Annotated in this window: 15 protein-coding genes; 3 read left to right on the top strand and 12 right to left on the bottom strand. The window is 50.6% G+C overall.

Annotation, left to right across the window (positions count from 1 at the left end; all coding sequences use genetic code 11):
• Positions 1-23: 23 nt before the first annotated feature.
• Entirely contained in the window at positions 24-551 is a 528-nt protein-coding gene (gene hpt, locus GC101_RS17550) for a hypoxanthine phosphoribosyltransferase (RefSeq protein WP_171718289.1), read from the top strand.
• 166 nt (positions 552-717) lie between these two features.
• Here the strand turns inward: hpt and GC101_RS17555 are convergent, their stop codons facing one another.
• The 6 genes from GC101_RS17555 to GC101_RS17580 form a co-directional block, all read right to left on the bottom strand.
• Positions 718-951 carry a DUF2188 domain-containing protein gene (locus GC101_RS17555; RefSeq protein ID WP_171718290.1) on the bottom strand — a complete coding sequence of 78 codons (234 nt, stop codon included), beginning with the start codon at positions 949-951 and terminating at the stop codon, positions 718-720.
• 194 nt (positions 952-1,145) lie between these two features.
• Positions 1,146-1,361 carry a hypothetical protein gene (locus GC101_RS17560; protein ID WP_171718291.1) on the bottom strand — a complete coding sequence of 72 codons (216 nt, stop codon included), beginning with the start codon at positions 1,359-1,361 and terminating at the stop codon, positions 1,146-1,148.
• A 170-nt stretch (positions 1,362-1,531) separates the two neighbouring features.
• Positions 1,532-2,311, bottom strand: a complete 780-nt coding sequence (locus GC101_RS17565) for an SDR family NAD(P)-dependent oxidoreductase (protein ID WP_171718292.1) — start codon at positions 2,309-2,311, stop codon at positions 1,532-1,534.
• Between the two features lie 192 nt (positions 2,312-2,503).
• Entirely contained in the window at positions 2,504-3,283 is a 780-nt protein-coding gene (locus GC101_RS17570; protein WP_171718293.1) for a tetratricopeptide repeat protein, read from the bottom strand.
• Between the two features lie 29 nt (positions 3,284-3,312).
• Complete coding sequence (locus GC101_RS17575) at positions 3,313-3,615, bottom strand: hypothetical protein (RefSeq protein ID WP_171718294.1); 303 nt, start codon at positions 3,613-3,615, stop codon at positions 3,313-3,315.
• A gap of 487 nt (positions 3,616-4,102) precedes the next feature.
• Entirely contained in the window at positions 4,103-5,290 is a 1,188-nt protein-coding gene (locus GC101_RS17580; RefSeq protein WP_171718295.1) for a beta propeller repeat protein, read from the bottom strand.
• Positions 5,291-5,475: 185 nt separating this feature from the next.
• On the opposite strand from GC101_RS17580, the gene GC101_RS17585 reads away from it, so the two are divergent.
• On the top strand, positions 5,476-6,315 hold the full coding sequence (locus GC101_RS17585) for a class I SAM-dependent methyltransferase (protein ID WP_171718296.1): 840 nt from the start codon (positions 5,476-5,478) through the stop codon (positions 6,313-6,315).
• Between the two features lie 110 nt (positions 6,316-6,425).
• Here the strand turns inward: GC101_RS17585 and GC101_RS17590 are convergent, their stop codons facing one another.
• The 6 genes from GC101_RS17590 to GC101_RS17615 all read right to left on the bottom strand — a co-directional run bounded on the left by GC101_RS17590 (position 6,426) and on the right by GC101_RS17615 (position 13,425).
• Positions 6,426-6,860: a hypothetical protein gene (locus GC101_RS17590; RefSeq protein ID WP_171718297.1), complete on the bottom strand. Its 435-nt coding sequence runs from the start codon at positions 6,858-6,860 to the stop codon at positions 6,426-6,428.
• Between the two features lie 1,023 nt (positions 6,861-7,883).
• Entirely contained in the window at positions 7,884-8,762 is an 879-nt protein-coding gene (locus GC101_RS17595; protein ID WP_343049741.1) for a sugar phosphate isomerase/epimerase family protein, read from the bottom strand.
• 55 nt (positions 8,763-8,817) lie between these two features.
• Entirely contained in the window at positions 8,818-9,840 is a 1,023-nt protein-coding gene (locus tag GC101_RS17600; protein ID WP_042139624.1) for a LacI family DNA-binding transcriptional regulator, read from the bottom strand.
• A 64-nt stretch (positions 9,841-9,904) separates the two neighbouring features.
• Positions 9,905-11,479 carry a DUF3502 domain-containing protein gene (locus tag GC101_RS17605; RefSeq protein ID WP_171718299.1) on the bottom strand — a complete coding sequence of 525 codons (1,575 nt, stop codon included), beginning with the start codon at positions 11,477-11,479 and terminating at the stop codon, positions 9,905-9,907.
• 79 nt (positions 11,480-11,558) lie between these two features.
• Positions 11,559-12,446: a carbohydrate ABC transporter permease gene (locus tag GC101_RS17610; RefSeq protein WP_042141583.1), complete on the bottom strand. Its 888-nt coding sequence runs from the start codon at positions 12,444-12,446 to the stop codon at positions 11,559-11,561.
• Positions 12,447-12,489: 43 nt separating this feature from the next.
• Entirely contained in the window at positions 12,490-13,425 is a 936-nt protein-coding gene (locus GC101_RS17615) for an ABC transporter permease (RefSeq protein WP_231637716.1), read from the bottom strand.
• Between the two features lie 441 nt (positions 13,426-13,866).
• Between GC101_RS17615 and GC101_RS17620 the strand changes: the two genes are divergently transcribed.
• A complete protein-coding gene (locus GC101_RS17620; protein ID WP_171718300.1) occupies positions 13,867-17,217 on the top strand; it encodes a GH36-type glycosyl hydrolase domain-containing protein in 3,351 nt (1,116 codons plus the stop codon).
• The last annotated feature ends 32 nt before the right edge of the window (positions 17,218-17,249 follow it).

The raw sequence follows: 17,249 nt of genomic DNA on the forward strand, positions 1-17,249 counted from the left end.
CTAATCCATAAGGAGCGTCAACCATGACACAAATTACCAAAGTTCTGGTCAGCAAGGACCAGCTGCAGCAAAGAGTTCAGGAACTGGGCGCTGAAATATCGCGTGACTATGAAGGCAAAGAGCTTGTACTAATCGGTATTCTTAAGGGCGGCGCTGTATTCATGTCCGACCTGATGCGCGAAATCACCCTTCCGGTCGGCATTGATTACATGTCAGTTTCCAGTTACGGGGCAAGCTCCACTTCCTCCGGAGTGATCACGATCAAGAAGGATATCGATACCGATATCCGCGGCAAACATGTGCTGCTCGTCGAAGATCTGATCGACACCGGCCTGACTCTGCAGCATCTGAGGCAGCTGTTCGCCCTGCGCGAAGCTGCAAGCGTCCGTATCTGTACCATTCTAAGCAAACCTTCCCGCCGCCTGGTCGAAGTTCCGGTCGAATACTGCGGCATTGACATTCCCGATGAATTCGTTGTCGGCTATGGTCTGGATTACGCCGAGCAATTCCGCAATCTGCCTGAGGTGTGGATTGTGGAGACGGGCGATTAAACTAAGCTTGCTTCATAAGTTTAGTCCTCATCACTGTTGGATTTTAAGCTAATTCATGTTTGTCATTGAAACACCTTAAGCGCAGCAAAAACACCCGCAGACTGGAGATCGGTTATCTCTGGCTGCGGGTGTTCGGTTATTAATGGTTATTCAGCTTGCCCTGTGGTCAGCCCTTTAGCGGAAAAGGATCATTGCCATAGCTGACCGATTCGGAGATTCTGCCATCCTTGTTATGAATCTTCAGCTCGGTATGAGCCTTCTTCGCCTCTGCTCTACCGGCGCGTTCAGCTTCTTCCTTGGTGCGGTGATGGCTAAGCTTCCCGCCTCCGCTCCCCTGAATGTCCCAGCCTCCGTCTTCCCCCGGAGTGATGTGGATGTTATGTTTGCGCTTATCTTCCATGGAGCCGCTCCTCCTCTCATACTTCGTATCCCCTGAGTTCATGCATGCCCTTTATTAACCGCATTAATTCTTGTGCAATCAACAAGGCGCTGCCAGGGGATAACAAATTTAAGCCGAAGATACAGGCGCTCCTGCCGCCGGACGCTAGTAGCTGCGGCTGTCCTGAACATGAATATAGTTAACGCCTTGTGCGGTCAGTTTAGAGCCGCTTGTATTCGCAACGCGGACTTTTTTTTCCCTTTGCCGCTGAGGGAGAAACTGATATTATTGGCCAGCTTATTCTCCACAATCTGTTCCAGTGCACTATGATATCCCCCGATTGTTATACCCTCCAGGTTCTCCAGCACCGGTTCTTTGCCCTCTTCAATCGTCTTGAGAATTTGATAGATCAACGACTTGCTTCCGTCCATCTTCCATTCGCCTCCCGGGTCTATTGTGAGCGTTTACATTCCTTTCAGCTGCGTACACAAAGTGAATACTTTTGTATATGTATGTCTTATTCGACAATGTATACCCATTACCTCTTATTGGAAAAGCGGAAAAAAGCACCGGTTAAGGTGCTTCTCTCATTACAACGTGCTTATGCATTCTGCCGGTAAACCGGTGCACCCAGGGGAGAGCTGCCCGCTCCGCCGTCTACAGCGATATCGGCACCTTGGATATAAGAGGAATCATCCGAGGCCAGGAACAGCGCCACCTTGGCAATCTCTTCCGGATCACCCGCACGGCCCAGCGGAATGGAAAGCGACATGCCTGCTTCCACCTGGCTCCAGTTATCCATCGCGGATTGTCCCCAGATGGGTGTGCGCGTCACGCCAGGGGCAATGTTGTTAACCCGGATGCCCAGCGGGGAGAGTTCCGAAGCCAGCACTTTGGTCATGCTGCTGACCGCCCCTTTGCTGGCGGCGTATGCGGAGTTGCCGGGTCTGCCAGCCTTAGCCAGCACGGAGCCGGTCAGAATAACTGATGCCCCGGCCTTCAGATGAGGCAGTGCGGCCTGAACGGTGAAGAAGACACCGGTCACATTAATCTTGAGCACTTCCTCAAAAGTCTCCAAGTCTGTGCTGCCGAGCGGTGTTGAAGCCGCTATGCCTGCATTGGCATAGACAACATCCAGTCTGCCGAATGCCTCTATGGCTGCATTCACAGCCGTCACAGCGCTCTGCGGATCTGTCGCATCGGCCTGAACCGCAATGGCATGCTCCGCGCCCAGTTCTTCTACCGCCGCCTGCAAAGATAACGGATTACGGCCGGTAATAACGACTCTGGCACCTTCAGCAACAAACAATTTGGCGGCAGACAACCCGATTCCGCTATTCCCTCCTGTAATCAAGGCAACCTTACCCTCAAGCTTCCCCATCGTGAACACTCCTTAAGTTATAAGTTTATTTGTTGTTACTTGTTACTGTGTAATCAGGCTTCTGGTTGTTATCGGGACCGAACGTTCTACTATTATCAAAAAAAATTTGTCCGCCTCACATTTGCAATCTTAGCATATTGAGAACGAACGGTAAAGTATTAATTTCACCGGTGTTCTCAATAAGCCCCTCGCTTAACTCTCTCCATGAATTTGCCTGGTCACCGAGACCTCCAGCTTCTCAATAAAGCGCAAAGCCTGATTGCTGCCGGGCTCAAGCTCCAGCAGTTTACGGGCTATTCTTAGTGCCGTCTCGTAGTCTTTCAGTTTTGCATGGCAATAGATGATGCCGGTCATGCACTCCGTTTCATCCGGCTGGATCTTGGCCGCCAGCCCGAATGCTTCCAGTGCCGCCTTAAATTCACGCATTTCCAGAAGAACAAGACCTTTATTACGCACAGCATCATAACAGGACGGATCCAGTTCAAAGGCTCTCTCAAACTCCTTGAAGGCCGACTTGGAATCAGACATCCTAACGTAACACATTCCCAGGTTCAGATGCGTTTCAGACTGCGCTTCATTGAGCTTCAAGGATTGCTCATAACATTGCTGCGCCTGTACATAGTCCTCAACCTCATAATAATAGGTTCCCATATAATAAAGAGCATCTTCACTCGCCGGATTCATTCTCAGAGCTGTCTCATAATAACGGAACGCTTTGTCCAGCTCCCCTAGTCTGAAATACACCCGGCCGAGATTAAACACTGGTCTTTCCCACTCCGGACTCTCCTGCTGAAGACGTTCGAAACAGGAAAGCGCCGCCGGATACTCTCCTAGTGACAAGTGGCAGCAACCCATATAATTCAGACAGTCACCGGAATGCCCTAACTCCCACTCCTCCGTGAACAGTGCAAGCGCGCGAACGAAATCCCCGCTGGCATACGCTTCTTCACCCTGATCGTAAAAACTATCCACTTCCATCCCCTCCCTTTTATCCAACTCCTCTATATAGACAGCCATGCAAAAAGGAACAGATATCCCGCGATCCACAGCAGCGCAGCAATAATAATTAAAGCCCCTAAGTACCCCACCCAGCTGGCCGGTTTCCAGTTAAATTTAAAAATACAAAGTGAGACAACAATCAGAGCCGCCGATGGAACTCCAACAATTTGCAGCACTACCGTACTGATGATATCCATGATCCATCCCTGGGTAAGCCAATGATTCGTCAGCATGAAAAAGAACACGATTGATGCGAGATTCAGCACAACAGCGCTGATCCATAGTATTTTAACGGCTTTAACCATGCTCCACCTCCCACCTCTATCTCATTACCCAGCATACTGGTGAATTTTTCACAGCACCAGATATTCTGCAAATTGGATTGAAACAGGGCATCTGCTATTTAACCCCCGTAACTACATTTGCCCCTACTCTAACTGTACTTTCTGCAACTAAAAGTGATTTTTAATCACCCTTGAGAACTTTAATTGCAGTTCGTACACTTAAAAAATCCACTTTTGCCATAAAGGTACACTTTCCTCAATTTTAGTTGTACAGAATACACTTCGCCCGGTAAATCGGGTTTTTCTTAGTCTTTTAATTGCAGGAAATACAGTTATCCATTGACGCTGAACGCATGCCGAACGAACCGCTTTATAATCTCCGTACGCAGGCTTCCGCGTTATAATTCATGTACATTTTTCAGTTCAATCAATATATATCTATGGTGTACAAAAAAAACGGGTCCGCCCCTCGCCAGGACGACACCCGTATCTTCATTCATTAGAAATCTTACCGCCCCGTAGTCTCAAAAGAAAACTTGGACGTCCAGGTGGCACCTGCATCCTTCGTCACATAAAGTGTCGAGCTGTTCAGGTCTCTCACCGCAAGCCAGCCTTGATTATGATCGGTGAAGGAGATCGTTCCTTCGAAGCCGGGAACCGTCATCTGATTACTCCAGGCCTGCCCGTTATTCTTGGTGAATCCTATCCCCACTTGTTCCGCTGCAGGCTGGAATCCCACCAGGAAAGCCGTTGTTTTGCCGATCACCACCAGATTGCCGGGGCTGCCCGAAGCGGGCCCCTTCTTCACCTTGGCCGCGCCGCTTCCCGGAGCCGGACCGCCTCCAGCCGTCTCTTGGGCAATCACCCGGGTCCAGCTGCCGCCCGAGTTAGCGCTGCCGTAGAGCGAATAGGAAGTCTGCGACATTCCGTAACCGCCGTACAGTACGGCATACACCTGACTGCCGTTCGCATAGATTTGTCCGTATGAGGGTTCAGCGTACGAAGATTTCAGCATCAGCTTCCAGTTCGTTCCGCCGTCTGCCGTCCGCATCACCTGATACCCGCTGCCCGGTACAACGACCACGGCCCATCCGCTGCTCAGGCTGGTGAAATACGCTCCGCGCGTATTCGCAGGGGTCTTAATCAGACTCCAGCTCTCTCCGCCGTCATTCGTATAATAGGTGGACGCACGGTTGTAGCCGAATCCTTTGCTGCTGTCCAGAAACTCCACCCGCTCAAAGGTCACAGCCTTATTCGACAGCCTTTTCCAGGTAGAGCCTCCATCCGTGGTCCGGATCAGATATTTAGCCTGACCGTCATTGACCGCGGCAAGCGCCCAGCCATGGATATTATCAGGGAAGTCGATCTGCTGAAAGCTCCACTGCCCTTCATAAATCTTCTGGAAATGGCAGCCTCCGTCCGAGGTTCCAATCAGGAATCCGTTCCCGGCTGCCCGCCCCGTATCTGCACTCAGAAACTCTACATCAGAGAAGCTAAGCGGGATCGCATCTGCTCCGCTGTGTGCTGCCTGCAACTCCTGAAGCAGTCCATGATCTCCCGTGCTGCAGGACGGAGCCGGGGTTGGCGCCGGAGCCGCCGCCTGCACCGGGGAAGCCGAGGTCCCCCAGCCTAGAGTAAGGAGACTAGCGGTAAGGAGAGTTAATGTGGTCTGCTGCAATCTGGTTGTCCAATTCATTGGTGACACCTCCTAGAATATATATACCCTGTATGCGGACTGCTACTCTGCGCTGTGTAATTGCTTTTCCGGCACAAATCCATTAAATGGAGAAACAGCTTGCATTAATCCCGGACCGGGATAACAATAGGCTTATATTAGCCCTGTCTATGCAATACGGTCAAGTTGAAGAAAGGGAGTTGCACATGAGCATTCAAGATGAGATTGTTGCCTGTATGGCCATACATGGCGGCGATGTACTTACACAGGAGATTCAGACTGCCCACCGGCTGAGGCTGGCAGAATTCTGGGGGATATCATCTGGAGACCGGATTCTGGAGATCGGCTGCGGGCAGGGGGACACCACAGCTGTTCTGGCATATATGGCCGGTGAGAACGGATATGTTCATGCCATTGACCAGGCTTCCCCGGATTACGGCGCTCCCTTGACCCTGGGTCAGGCAGCGGCTCATTTACAGCAGTCACCGCTTGGCGGCCGGATTCATTTCGAGTTCGGGAAGGATCTGCTGTCACCGGAGGTGGACTATCCTGAACATACATACGATCTTGTGGTATTGTCTCATTGCTCGTGGTATTTCCAGTCCTCGCAGCAGCTGGCGGCTGTCCTGCAGAAGGCGCGGAGGTGGGGCAAGAAGCTCTGTTTCGCCGAATGGGATACCCGGATCACCGACACTGCACAGCTGCCGCATTTGCTGGCCGCTCTCATCCAGGCCCAGATTGAAGCATTCAAGCAGGGGAGCAGCTCCAACATCCGCACTCTTTTCGTGCCAGCTGATCTTAGAGACCTTATCGCACAAGCCGGGTGGACAGTGACCGCCGAGGATACCATCCATTCCCCCTTGCTGCAGGACGGACGCTGGGAAGTGGGCTTCACCCTGCAGGAGAGCCTGCAGGAAGCAGCAGAGGCTCCAGGCATCCCGCCCAAGCTAACCGAACTGGTGCAATCGCAAATCCGGCTGCTGCAAGAAATCTCAACCGTTCCGAATGTCCCCCCGATGCCGACGTTTCTATTGGTTGCCGAGTAACAGCAGAATAAGCAGAGAACACTTGCTAAGACAAGCGTTCTCTGCTCCCATGGACCAGGGTCCAAGACCTGCGTTAAGACGTGAGTTCAAGCAAATCCGTATCAGGGCCTCTATACTTGTACACGCTGAGTCAGAATGCAGTATTGCACAGTCAGTTCCCGCAGCACAGACTTCAGCACGCCTTCCAGCGAATTCTCCCATACATACGTATCCTGCTTCAGGTAATTCAGCACCGTCTTGCAGCTGTGATCGAAGCTGTTAATATGGCAATGATTATCCTTGTCCTCGAAATCCAGGCGCATTCTGGTAACCAGTGTCATATAATCCTCAATTAGAGCTTCCCTTACACCATCGCCTGCCCGGACAACCTTGTCCCACATGTAGATGCCACCTTCAATCATCTCAGAAGAATTCTCCACCAGCACAAGCCGTGAACTCACTCCGATCAGCCGCTTAATCCGCTCACTAATCTCCCGGTAATCCTCTTGTATCCCTTGTATTCCTTGTATCCCTTGTATCCCTTGTATCCCTTGATTGTTACTCACGCGTATTCCCCTCTCCGACTCCATAATTCGAGAAATCTACCTGTTAGCCTAACCTCGGAGGGTTGCGGGTCTATGTTCACTTTTATGAGTGTATTAAGAGTAAACCTCCTGTAATTCAATGTATATAATAAATGGTACAAAACTGTAACCAATTGAGCTGTTACATTATTGCTCTGCGGTTTAAATAATAAGTACAGAAGCTTACTAACATACAGCAACTAAGAGCAACTAAGGAAGTGAACGAGTATGATAAAAAAGGACATTCAACATGCGCTCCTCTCCAATCTGTGGCAACGCGTTCACTTGATCAGCGGAGAAACCTACACCGGAGTATGTAAAATAGATCACTCATCAGACGCACTGCATATCGCAACGAACCAAGGCAGCTTCACTGTCCCTTACTGGACAATCAAGCGTTTCGTTTAAGGCCTAGTTTCCGCGAACTGTCACCAAAATAAAGTATCTACCTCTGTTTCCTTCGCCGGACTCACTTTTGGCGGAATGAAGCAGGGGTATTTCTGCTTCTTATTCCTGCGCCGGACCCACTTTGGACGGAGTCCGGTGTTTTTCTGCTTCTCTTTCCTGCGCCAGACTCACTTTGGACAGAATCAAGTAACCATGTTCCCTCCATATGCCGAATTCTGACGGACGGACTTGGGTCAGATCCGGTAATGTTGTACTTTTTGCAGGATTTCTGGCGGTCGAGCGCTTCAAATCCGGTATTGTTGCACTTTTTGCAGGATTTCTGGCGGTTGGGCAGCTTAGAGCCCCGTATTGTTGTATTTTCTGCAAGATTACAGCGTATCGGCAGCTTAGAGCCCCGCATTGTTGTATTTTTTGCAAGATTCCTGGCGGCGACCTATACTCCCTCTCATTCCCGCGTCCTTCCCGCCTTATTCCCGCGCCGACGTATCCCGCTCCCGGCCAGCCCGCTTTCACTCCCCTTCCGGGGGAGTAGTTCCATATACAACAAAGACCCCATCCTCCACATGCGTGGATAACGAGGTCTTGTTGTCGTCAAAGTCAAACCACCGGATTCGGCACAATGCTGCCTCCGCGGCAATTCTTCAAATAATTCAGGGCATGTACCTGGCCGGTCATCTCCAGCTCATCACGGTAAACCGGATCATGCCAGCCTTCGATGTCGATCGTGCCCTTGTAGCCGCCCTGGCGGAGAATGGTGATAATATCGGTCCAGTTGGTATCGCCGAAGCCGGGCGTGCGGTCCCATACATAAGGCTTCGGACCATGAATCCCGTATTCCTTGATTATATCCCAGCCGACAGTGACATCCTTACCGTGCACATGGAAGATCTTATCCACCCATTTGCGCAGCTGCGGGACCGGGTCGATCAGCGCGGTCAACTGGTGGGCAGGCTCCCATTCCAGCCCGAGATTATCTGCCGGAACGCTATTGAACATCTTCTCCCAGGCTGTAGGGTTATGCGCGATATTCCAGTCGCCCTTCTGCCAGCTGCCGCCCATCGCACAGTTCTCAAAAGCAATCCGCAGACCCTTGTCCGCGGCCCGCTTCGACAATTCTCCGAATACTTCGGCGAATCTCGGCAGGGACTCGTCAATTGAAGAGCCGGGAAGCCGCCCGGTGAAGCCGCCGACAATATCTGTGCCGAACAGATGCGCATGCTCGATCAGCTGTTCCCAGCCGGCCAGTGTATCTGCGCTCTCAACGTTGCCGCCTAGCGGGTTGCCATAGATCCCCACGGCGGAGATGACGAAATTATGCTCGGCAGCAAGCTCGCGGAGCCGCGCAGCCGTCTCCACTAAATCTGTATCACCTGTCGTCTGCCAGAAATTCAATTGGAAGGATTCGAAGCCATGCTTCACAATCTGCGGAATGACCTGGACGGCTTCACCGCCCCGGACCAAAGTGCCAATTCTCAAAGATTCTTGCATCCTGGATATCAACTCCAATACGTTTATAGTCAGCGCCCTGCTGTTATCGGCTCTTAATCATTTTGCAGGAGCCCCGTTTGAGCAAGACTGCATCATAGACAATATGCTGATGGTTCGTGCGATTCGAAATAAGATCAAATAATACCCCTACACTGGATAGAGCCATTTCCGTACCCGGCTGGCTGATCGTATCCAGCGCAGGATGATAATATTCTGCCATCTCAATGCCGTCAAAGCCGATAATCGAAATATCATCAGGGATGGACAAGCCGGCAGTAAGCACAGCCTTGGCCGCACCGATGGCAATGGTATCGGAAGCAGCAAATATTGCGGTCACCGCTCTGTCCCGGTTAAGCAGTCTGCGTGCAGCGTTGAAGCCAGAGCTCGGACTGTATTCACAATCCTCTACAAGCCCGGCATTGTAAGGCAGATTATTTTCTTCTAATGCCAGCTTATATCCCATAAGCCGCCGGCTGCCCGTAGTTTCATCCAATAAAGGTGATTTGGCCAGGAAGCCAATGTTCTTGTGTCCAAGCGAGATTAAATAACTGGTCGCCTTGTAGGCCTCTTTCGATTCATTGATGGTTACGCTGGAGAATATGGCCGGGTCCACTTCCTGGGATGTAGTAATCGTCGTCAGTACAAACGGAACCGTCAGCTGCTTGAACTTCTCTTCGGAATGATTATACGTACCGCCCATGAAAATAATCCCGCTTAAGTTCTTCTCCTTCACCAGTTGAATCGCCGCATTGATCTCATCGGTTCCATCCTCTACCTGATGGATGAGAAACGGATAGCCGCGCAGATTGACCTGCCGTTCAATTTCCTTGATCATGATGGCGAAGAACGGATTGGTAATTCCCTTGACCATGAGTGCAATGTTCTTGGATTGCGTGGTTTTTAAATTCCGTGCGTTGGAATTCGGAATATAATTGTATTCCTTCACGACACTCAGAACCTTCTCGCGGGTCGCATCACTCACCAGTCCCTTATTGTTGATAACCCTGGATACAGTCGAGATGCCGACTCCGGATATCCGCGCGATATCCTTAATATTAACGTCCACACTACTCCCCCATTTATAGGTAAGGGAGCTATAGACTATAGCTCCCAGGTACCTCTACATTCCTTTAGTTGACGGGTACAAATTCTGCCAATTGTTTCTCTACTTCGGCAATGACCTTGTCAATTCCTGCTTTTGTCAGCTGGTCGCGGTAATCTGCAACGGCTGCTTTTGGATCTTTGCTTGTTTTACCCAGCATCAGCTGAATACCGAGCTGTGCATTGACGTTCGAGATCGAAGCAATTTCAGTTGTTACATTCGAAGGATCGAAGCTGAAGCCGTTATACGGATCATCGATTGCTTCTTTATCCCATTCAGCAAACAGGTCTTTACGGATCGGGTTCTCAGTATCACTCGGAATCACGAACTTGTCGTTTCTGAGGGACCAGGCCGAGAAGCCTCCGCCATCTGTTTTTTCATTGAAGCCTTCCGGCTGCTTCTTCACGCCATCTTCAATGACGTAGTGCTTGCCTTCGATACCGTATTGCATCAGGTTGTAGTAGCTTTCATCGGTCATGAATTTCTCAATTACCATCAGAGAGCGCTCCGGATTAGAGGAATTCGCGCTGATTACTGTCGAGTTGTCTACACCCATTTTACGCTTGATTTTCTTATTCGCTTCAGCAAAAGTATAGAAGCTTGTAGGAGAGTCAGGCAGTGCCTTGATATCTCCGCCGTACTGCCCGATCCAGTCCTGGGCATGAGTCAGATAACCCGCAGAGTTCGCTGCTCTGAAGTTGTCCTTGCTGCCGAGGGAAGCGGACAGAACGTCTTTGCCCCAATAGCCCTTGTCGCCCCACTCACGCATTTTCACAGCCCAATCCTCGAATTCCTGGGTGAAGGCTGGATGGAATACGGTCTTGTAATCCTCCGGGCTCTTGGTGACCAGATTCAATTCATTCAGCGAGATACCAGGTGCGTTCAGCCACATGTCTGTAGTATCTACGAGCATTCTGTACATGTTCTGTGCATCCTCAGCCTTACCGTTAATTGGCGGGAAGGATTCGTTGGCAACCACATTATCCATGTATTTAACCATGTCATCGATTGTCTTAATTTCGGTCATGCCGTATTTCTTCAGCAGATCCGTACGGTATGCATAACCGGCAGGCGTGTATTCACTGAACAGACTCGGTACGCCGTAGATTTTGCCATTAACCTTGGTGTTCTGCCAGGAGGCTTCAGGAATCTCCGCCTTCAGCTTAGGCGCCACCTTGTCCAGCATGTCGGTAATGTCAGTCAGCGCCCCTTCAGTAGCCAGGGTGTAGTAAGACACAGCGGCACCCGGAGAAGCATGCGACAGATCGAACGATTCGCCGGAAGCGAACAGCAGCGGATACTTGGTAGCTACGTCCGGCCAGTCAATGTACTTGATTTCAAGTGTAGTATTCAGATCAGCCTTAAGCTTCTTATTGATCTCAGCCAGAATTTCTTTATTGGTAACTCCTTCACTGCCCCACAGGTAGTACACCAGCTTTGCTTCCTTAGAGGTGTCTACTCCTCCGGCATTGGTGGAACTGGATGGAGTGTTCGACGAACCTGAATTATTTCCATTTGCATTATTGCTTGACGAACAAGCGGATAGCACTCCAGTAAGCATGAGGACAGCAGCTAGAGAAGAAGCAATCTTTTTACCTTTCATTCGGTAAGCCTCCCTTTTCTTTTCTATATTATGGATTTTGCATCTATAACAAACACCCTTCGATTGAAGCAGGCGTCTATTAACCCTTAACAGCACCGACGGTAAGACCGGTTACGAAGTAACGCTGAATGAATGGATACAGGAGAATGATCGGGCCTGTGGCCAGCACGGCTGTAGCCATTTTAATGGATTGGGTTGGCAGATCGGCTGTATTAATGACCGCTCCCGAGTTGATGAGACTGCCCATATTCGCCTGGTTGATCATGCGCTGCAGGAAGTACTGGAGCGGGAACTTGGTCGGAGAGTCCATGTACAGCATCCCGTTGTACCACTCATTCCAGAAGCCCAGCGCCGAGAACAGCCCGATAGTCGCCAGTGAAGGAACCGCCAGCGGCATGAAGATCCGCCAGTAGATGCGGAAATCGCCTGCGCCGTCAATCGTGGCTGATTCATACAGGGAATCCGGGATCGCCTTCATGAAGTTACGCATCAGGAAGATCGACCACGCCCCTACCACAGCCGGCAGAATCATGGCGAACAGGTTGTCTTTCATATGCAGATGCTTGACCATCAGAATATAAGTCGGAATCAATCCTCCACTGAACAAGGTTGTGAAATAGATCAGGAAGGAGAAGAAGTTACGGTATTTGAAATCCTTGCGGTTCAGGACAAATCCGGCCATGGACATCATGAACAGCCCGAGCACCGTACCTACGACTGTGATAAAAATCGTAACCTGATAAGCATCCACCAGCTTGGAGGAGTTACTGAGCAACAATTCGTAGGCCTTGAAGGAAACCTCATTCGGAATCAGCTTATATCCCTCGCGGACAATCTCCTGCTCATTCATGAAGGAGGAAGAGATCATCAGCGCAAAAGGAAACACACAGAACAGTGCAAAGATCGTGATGCAGATGTAACTGATCACTTTTATGAAAACACTGCCGGAATCCTGTTTGATTTTAATAGATGTACTTGCCATTTTCATCACCCCTGTTTCGTGTCTTGTCTTAGAACAACGCGCTGTCCGGTTCAACCTTGCGTACAATAAAGTTAACCACAAGCACCAGGACCAGGCCGAATAAGGATTGGTAGAATCCTACTGCAGCACCCATCGAGAAGTTAAATTGTCCCACCAGGGAGCGGAAGACATACGTATCTATGATATCCGTCTGCGGATACAGCACGGAGTTTGTGCCAATGAGATTGTAGAACAGGTCGAAGGAGCCTTTGAGAATCCCGCCCATACCGAACAGCAGGAGCAGTATAAAGGTCGGCTTCAGAATAGGCAGGGTCATGTAGCGGATCCGCTGCCAGGTAGTAGCACCATCCATGTAGGCAGCCTCGTACAGATCATGGTTGATCCCTGTGATTGCAGCCAGATAGACAATCATACCGTAGCCGGTACCCGCCCAGATCTTGAAGGCCACAATAATGTATTTCCAGATTCCCGGATCGTTATAGAACTCGTAACGGTCCAGCCCTGCCCCCGAGATCATCGTATTGATGAATCCGGAGTTGAAGTTGAAGAGATTGTAAGCAAACACACCAACGATAACCATCGAGATAAAGTTTGGCAGGAGAATAACGGACTGGGAGATCTTCTTGAACCATTTCCCGGTTATCTCCGACAACATGATGGCAAACACAATCTGAATAATATTACCTAAAGCAAGGAATACCAGATTGTAGAGCAGCGTATTCTTGGTGATATTCCAGAGCTCTCCGGTCTGCACCAGGAATTCAAAGTTCTTCAGACCGATGAAATCACTGCCAAAGATACCTTTGTTGAGCTTGTAATCCACGAATGCAACATAAGCGCCGGGCATTACCGCATAATGAAAGACCGCGAAATACACAATGACAGGCAGCAGCATGAGATACAGCACTTTGTTCTTAAACAGTTCCCGGACGATATTTCCGCCCGCATGTACAAATCTTGCCAATGAGCCCACCTCCAAATTGAACGATGCATTCTTACAACATGCATATCTTTGTTTCACTTCTTGTCCTGCAGCCGGAATGACAACTGCGTGCATACCTTTAATAATTAACCGTATTGGACAGTATAGAAACGTTTCCATTATTTCTTTGTGTTTCCCCTTGCTCAGAGCATACTCCCAAGTTGTATACGCTGTCAAACATTTTTTATTTTCGAATTACAAGTAAAAAAATTACATTCAGCGTTACAAAAACGATAATTCGGTCGTTTTTTCGCAGATAATTGACTTTTTTTCGTCTTCAGACTAATATCGAGATGTATCACTTATGGAAACGTTTCTATTTATTCTTTACACGGACATGTCACCTTGTTCTTGTGACATCTGATGATGAATTCCCCCTAACTAATTCATGTCCCAATCACGTACTGGAAAGAGAGGGTTATTATGATTTTCAAACAACAATCAAACATGATTACCTTAACCCGGGATGACCTTAGTTATACGTTCCTGCCAACAGGAGACATCTTCGAGTTCACCCATGAGTCTACTCTCATTAATCAGTTCCAAGGCAATCCTGTAGATGGTTCAGCTAATAATATCTATCTGCGCGTGCATACGGAGCAAGGAATCAGCAACTATCCTTTACTCGGAATCCGCTCGGGCTCCAAGCTGTCCCATAGTCAAGACCAACTGATTTTTGAAGGTTCTATAGAAGCTATCAGCTACCGTGTCACCTTCGCGCCCGCCCGGGACGGAATCTGGTTCTGGCATATTCAGCTCTCCGGCAGCGGTGAGACCGTGGATGTGGTCTACGGACAGGATATCGGTGTCGCAGGCAAAGGCGGCGTGCTGGCCAATGAGCTGTACATGAGCCAATACCTGGATCACAGCATCTGGGAAGGCACGAACGGCTATGCCGTATGCTCCCGCCAGAACCAGCCGCAGGGGACTGCCTTCCCTTATCTGCAGCAGGGTGCAGTGGGTACCCGCGCAGTAGGTTATTCTACTGACGGTATGCAGTTCTTCGGCGTGTCCTACAAAGGCAGTTACGTGCCTGAGGTGCTCAGCGGCAATCTGCAGAACCGCAATTATCAATACGAGCTGGCCTATACCGCGCTGCAGACAGAGCTTATAACGCTGTCCGCTCCCGCCGAATTCGCCTTCTACGGGCTCTTCCGCCCTACTCATCCAGCTGCTGTAACAGAGCTAGAGTTCCAGGCCGAGCTGCAGGCAGCTTACGATGAAATCGACTGGAGCGCGGGTGAGGCTGCGCCGGCCAGAGATGTGCCTGTGCTAAGTACTGATATTGGCGCACCTTATGTCTCCACCCAGTGGTCACAAGCTGAGATTGATGCGGCTTACCCTAACCGGAAGCTTGAAGAAATTGAGAACGGGGAACTGCTCTCCTTCTTCACGGAGGAGCATGTCCATGTTGTACTGCAGCCCAAGGAGCTGCTGGTTGAACGTCCGCACGGCCATATCATCACTACGCTGCTCGATAAAAGCCAAGTCGATAACAACCTAATTTCTTCCACTAACTATATGTACGGAATCTTCAACGGCCAGACGGTTGTCGGCAATACCTCTTTCCATAAACTGCTCTCCACACCACGCGGCCTGCTGAATATTCAGCGAAACAGCGGACAGCGGATCTATGTCCGCCTGGATGGGGTCTACCGGATTCTTACGCTCCCGGCAGCTTACGAAATGGGCGTTAACTTTGCCAGATGGCATTACCAGGTTGAGGATGATCTGCTCACGGTTACCGTCTTTGCCGCAGCAGGCCAGCCGGATGTTGCCCTGCAGGTTCAGTCGAAGCTCGGCAAATCCTATGATTATCTGATCACGAACCAGCTTGTTATGGGTGAGCATGAATTCCAGCAGCCGGTAAGAGTTGAAGCCAAGGACGGTATTCTGCAGGTTCTTCCTGACGAAGCGTCTGTACAGCAGCTTCCTTATCCCGGTCTGCATTTCGATATCCAGCTTCCGGGAACTGCCTATACGTACAGCGATGACCGGATATTCTATACGGACAGACAGCCGCGCAACGGAACGCTGCTGACGATTTCCGTCACGCAGTCGGCAAGCTTCCAGCTTGTAATCCAAGGCCGGCTCACACAGGCCGACAGTCTTCCCCTGGTCTCTCCTTACACTCCGGAAACCGAGGAAGCGCTGTTTAAAGGCTTCTATGAAGCATTTACTTCGGGCTTCCACCTCCAGCTTGAAGGAGAAGAGCAGTCACGGATTGATATTCTGAACGAAACTGTATGGTGGTACACCCATAATGCGATGACCCATTTCATTATGCCGCATGGCCTTGAACAGCCGGGCGGAGCCGCATGGGGCACACGCGATGTATGCCAGGGGCCGATGGAGTATTTCCTGATGACCCAGCATTATGAGCTGGCTAGAAATGTACTGCTGAAGATCTACTCCCATCAGCTGTGGGAGAGTAAGGAATGGCCGCAATGGTTCATGTTCGACCAGCATCCGGTACAAGCCCATGAATGGCATGGCGATGTCGTACTCTGGCCGCTGAAATGCATCAGCGATTATATTATGGCTACAGGAGACTACACGATCCTTCAGGAACAGGTAGCTTACCACCATCTGGCAGATGCCCTGCCAAGCCAGCAGACCGAAACTGTGCTTGAGCATGTCAAAGCTGCTGTAGAGACGATCCGCGAACGCTTCGTACCGGGCACTTCCCTGATCAATTATGCCGGCGGCGACTGGGATGATACCCTGCAGCCTGCTGATGAAGCCTTGAAGACCAAGCTCGTGAGTGCCTGGACTGTCGCTTTGGCCTTCCAGGTCATCCGCAACCTGTCGCAGGTCACTACAGCCGATGCCGAATTCTCCGCCAGCCTTGCTGTAATGGCCGAAGAGATGAAGGAATCCTTCCGGACGCTGCTGATCAAGGATGGCGTCATCGCCGGCTTCGCCTACTTCCAGGAAGACGGAAGCATTGATTATATGCTTCATCCGCTGGATCAGCAGACGGGTATTAAGTACCGGTTACTGCCGATGACACGCAGTATCATCGCTGAACTGGTCACCCCTGAACAAGCGGTTGCCAATTTCCGCCTGATTGACGAGTATCTGAATCACCCGGATGGCGTACGTCTGATGGATCGTCCCGCCCGCTATGAAGGCGGCGTAAGTACGATCTTCCGCCGTGCCGAGCAAGCCGCCAGTGTCGGCCGCGAGATCAGCCTGCAGTATGTGCATGCCCATATCCGCTATCTCGAAGCTTCCGCCAAGCTTGGCGAAGCTGACCGCGCCTGGGAAGGCCTGTTCCAGATCAATCCGATCAACATCCGGCAGAGCGTCCCTAATGCCCAGCTGCGCCAGAGCAATATGTACTTCAGCAGCTCGGACGGGAATTTCCCTGACCGTTACAGCTATCAGCAGAACTTCGATCAGCTGCGCGACGGCAGTGTAGAAGTCAAAGGCGGCTGGCGCCTGTATTCCAGCGGTCCCGGAATCTATCTCAACCAGCTTATCTCAGCAATCCTGGGTATCCGCTTCAGCGAAGAAGAGCTGATCATTGATCCGGTACTGCCGGCCAGTCTTGACGGACTGCGCTTCACTTATGAGTGCTTCGGCCGTCCGTTAACCTTTGTTTATCACATCGGCTCAGGCCCGGCTCGTACTCCGGAGCTGCATGCAGCGGGAGTTGCGGTTACCGGCCAGGTCCTGTCCAATCCGTACCGCCCGGGTGCCGTAAGCATCGCCAAGAACAACCTGCTTACACTGCCTGGTGATGAACTGCATATCTATTTGGCACAATAATATATACAGACGATAACTTTCAGTACGCTTAA

The sequence above is a fragment of the Paenibacillus phytohabitans genome, from assembly GCF_013141775.1.
Lineage (GTDB): Bacteria > Bacillota > Bacilli > Paenibacillales > Paenibacillaceae > Paenibacillus_AQ > Paenibacillus_AQ phytohabitans.

Coding starts and splice junctions, on each gene's coding strand:
- hpt (WP_171718289.1), top strand. CDS start 24: ATGACACAAATTACCAAAGTTCTGGTCAGCAAGGACCAGCTGCAGCAA.
- GC101_RS17555 (WP_171718290.1), bottom strand. CDS start 951: ATGGAAGATAAGCGCAAACATAACATCCACATCACTCCGGGGGAAGAC.
- GC101_RS17560 (WP_171718291.1), bottom strand. CDS start 1,361: ATGGACGGAAGCAAGTCGTTGATCTATCAAATTCTCAAGACGATTGAA.
- GC101_RS17565 (WP_171718292.1), bottom strand. CDS start 2,311: ATGGGGAAGCTTGAGGGTAAGGTTGCCTTGATTACAGGAGGGAATAGC.
- GC101_RS17575 (WP_171718294.1), bottom strand. CDS start 3,615: ATGGTTAAAGCCGTTAAAATACTATGGATCAGCGCTGTTGTGCTGAAT.
- GC101_RS17580 (WP_171718295.1), bottom strand. CDS start 5,290: ATGAATTGGACAACCAGATTGCAGCAGACCACATTAACTCTCCTTACC.
- GC101_RS17585 (WP_171718296.1), top strand. CDS start 5,476: ATGAGCATTCAAGATGAGATTGTTGCCTGTATGGCCATACATGGCGGC.
- GC101_RS17605 (WP_171718299.1), bottom strand. CDS start 11,479: ATGAAAGGTAAAAAGATTGCTTCTTCTCTAGCTGCTGTCCTCATGCTT.
- GC101_RS17620 (WP_171718300.1), top strand. CDS start 13,867: ATGATTTTCAAACAACAATCAAACATGATTACCTTAACCCGGGATGAC.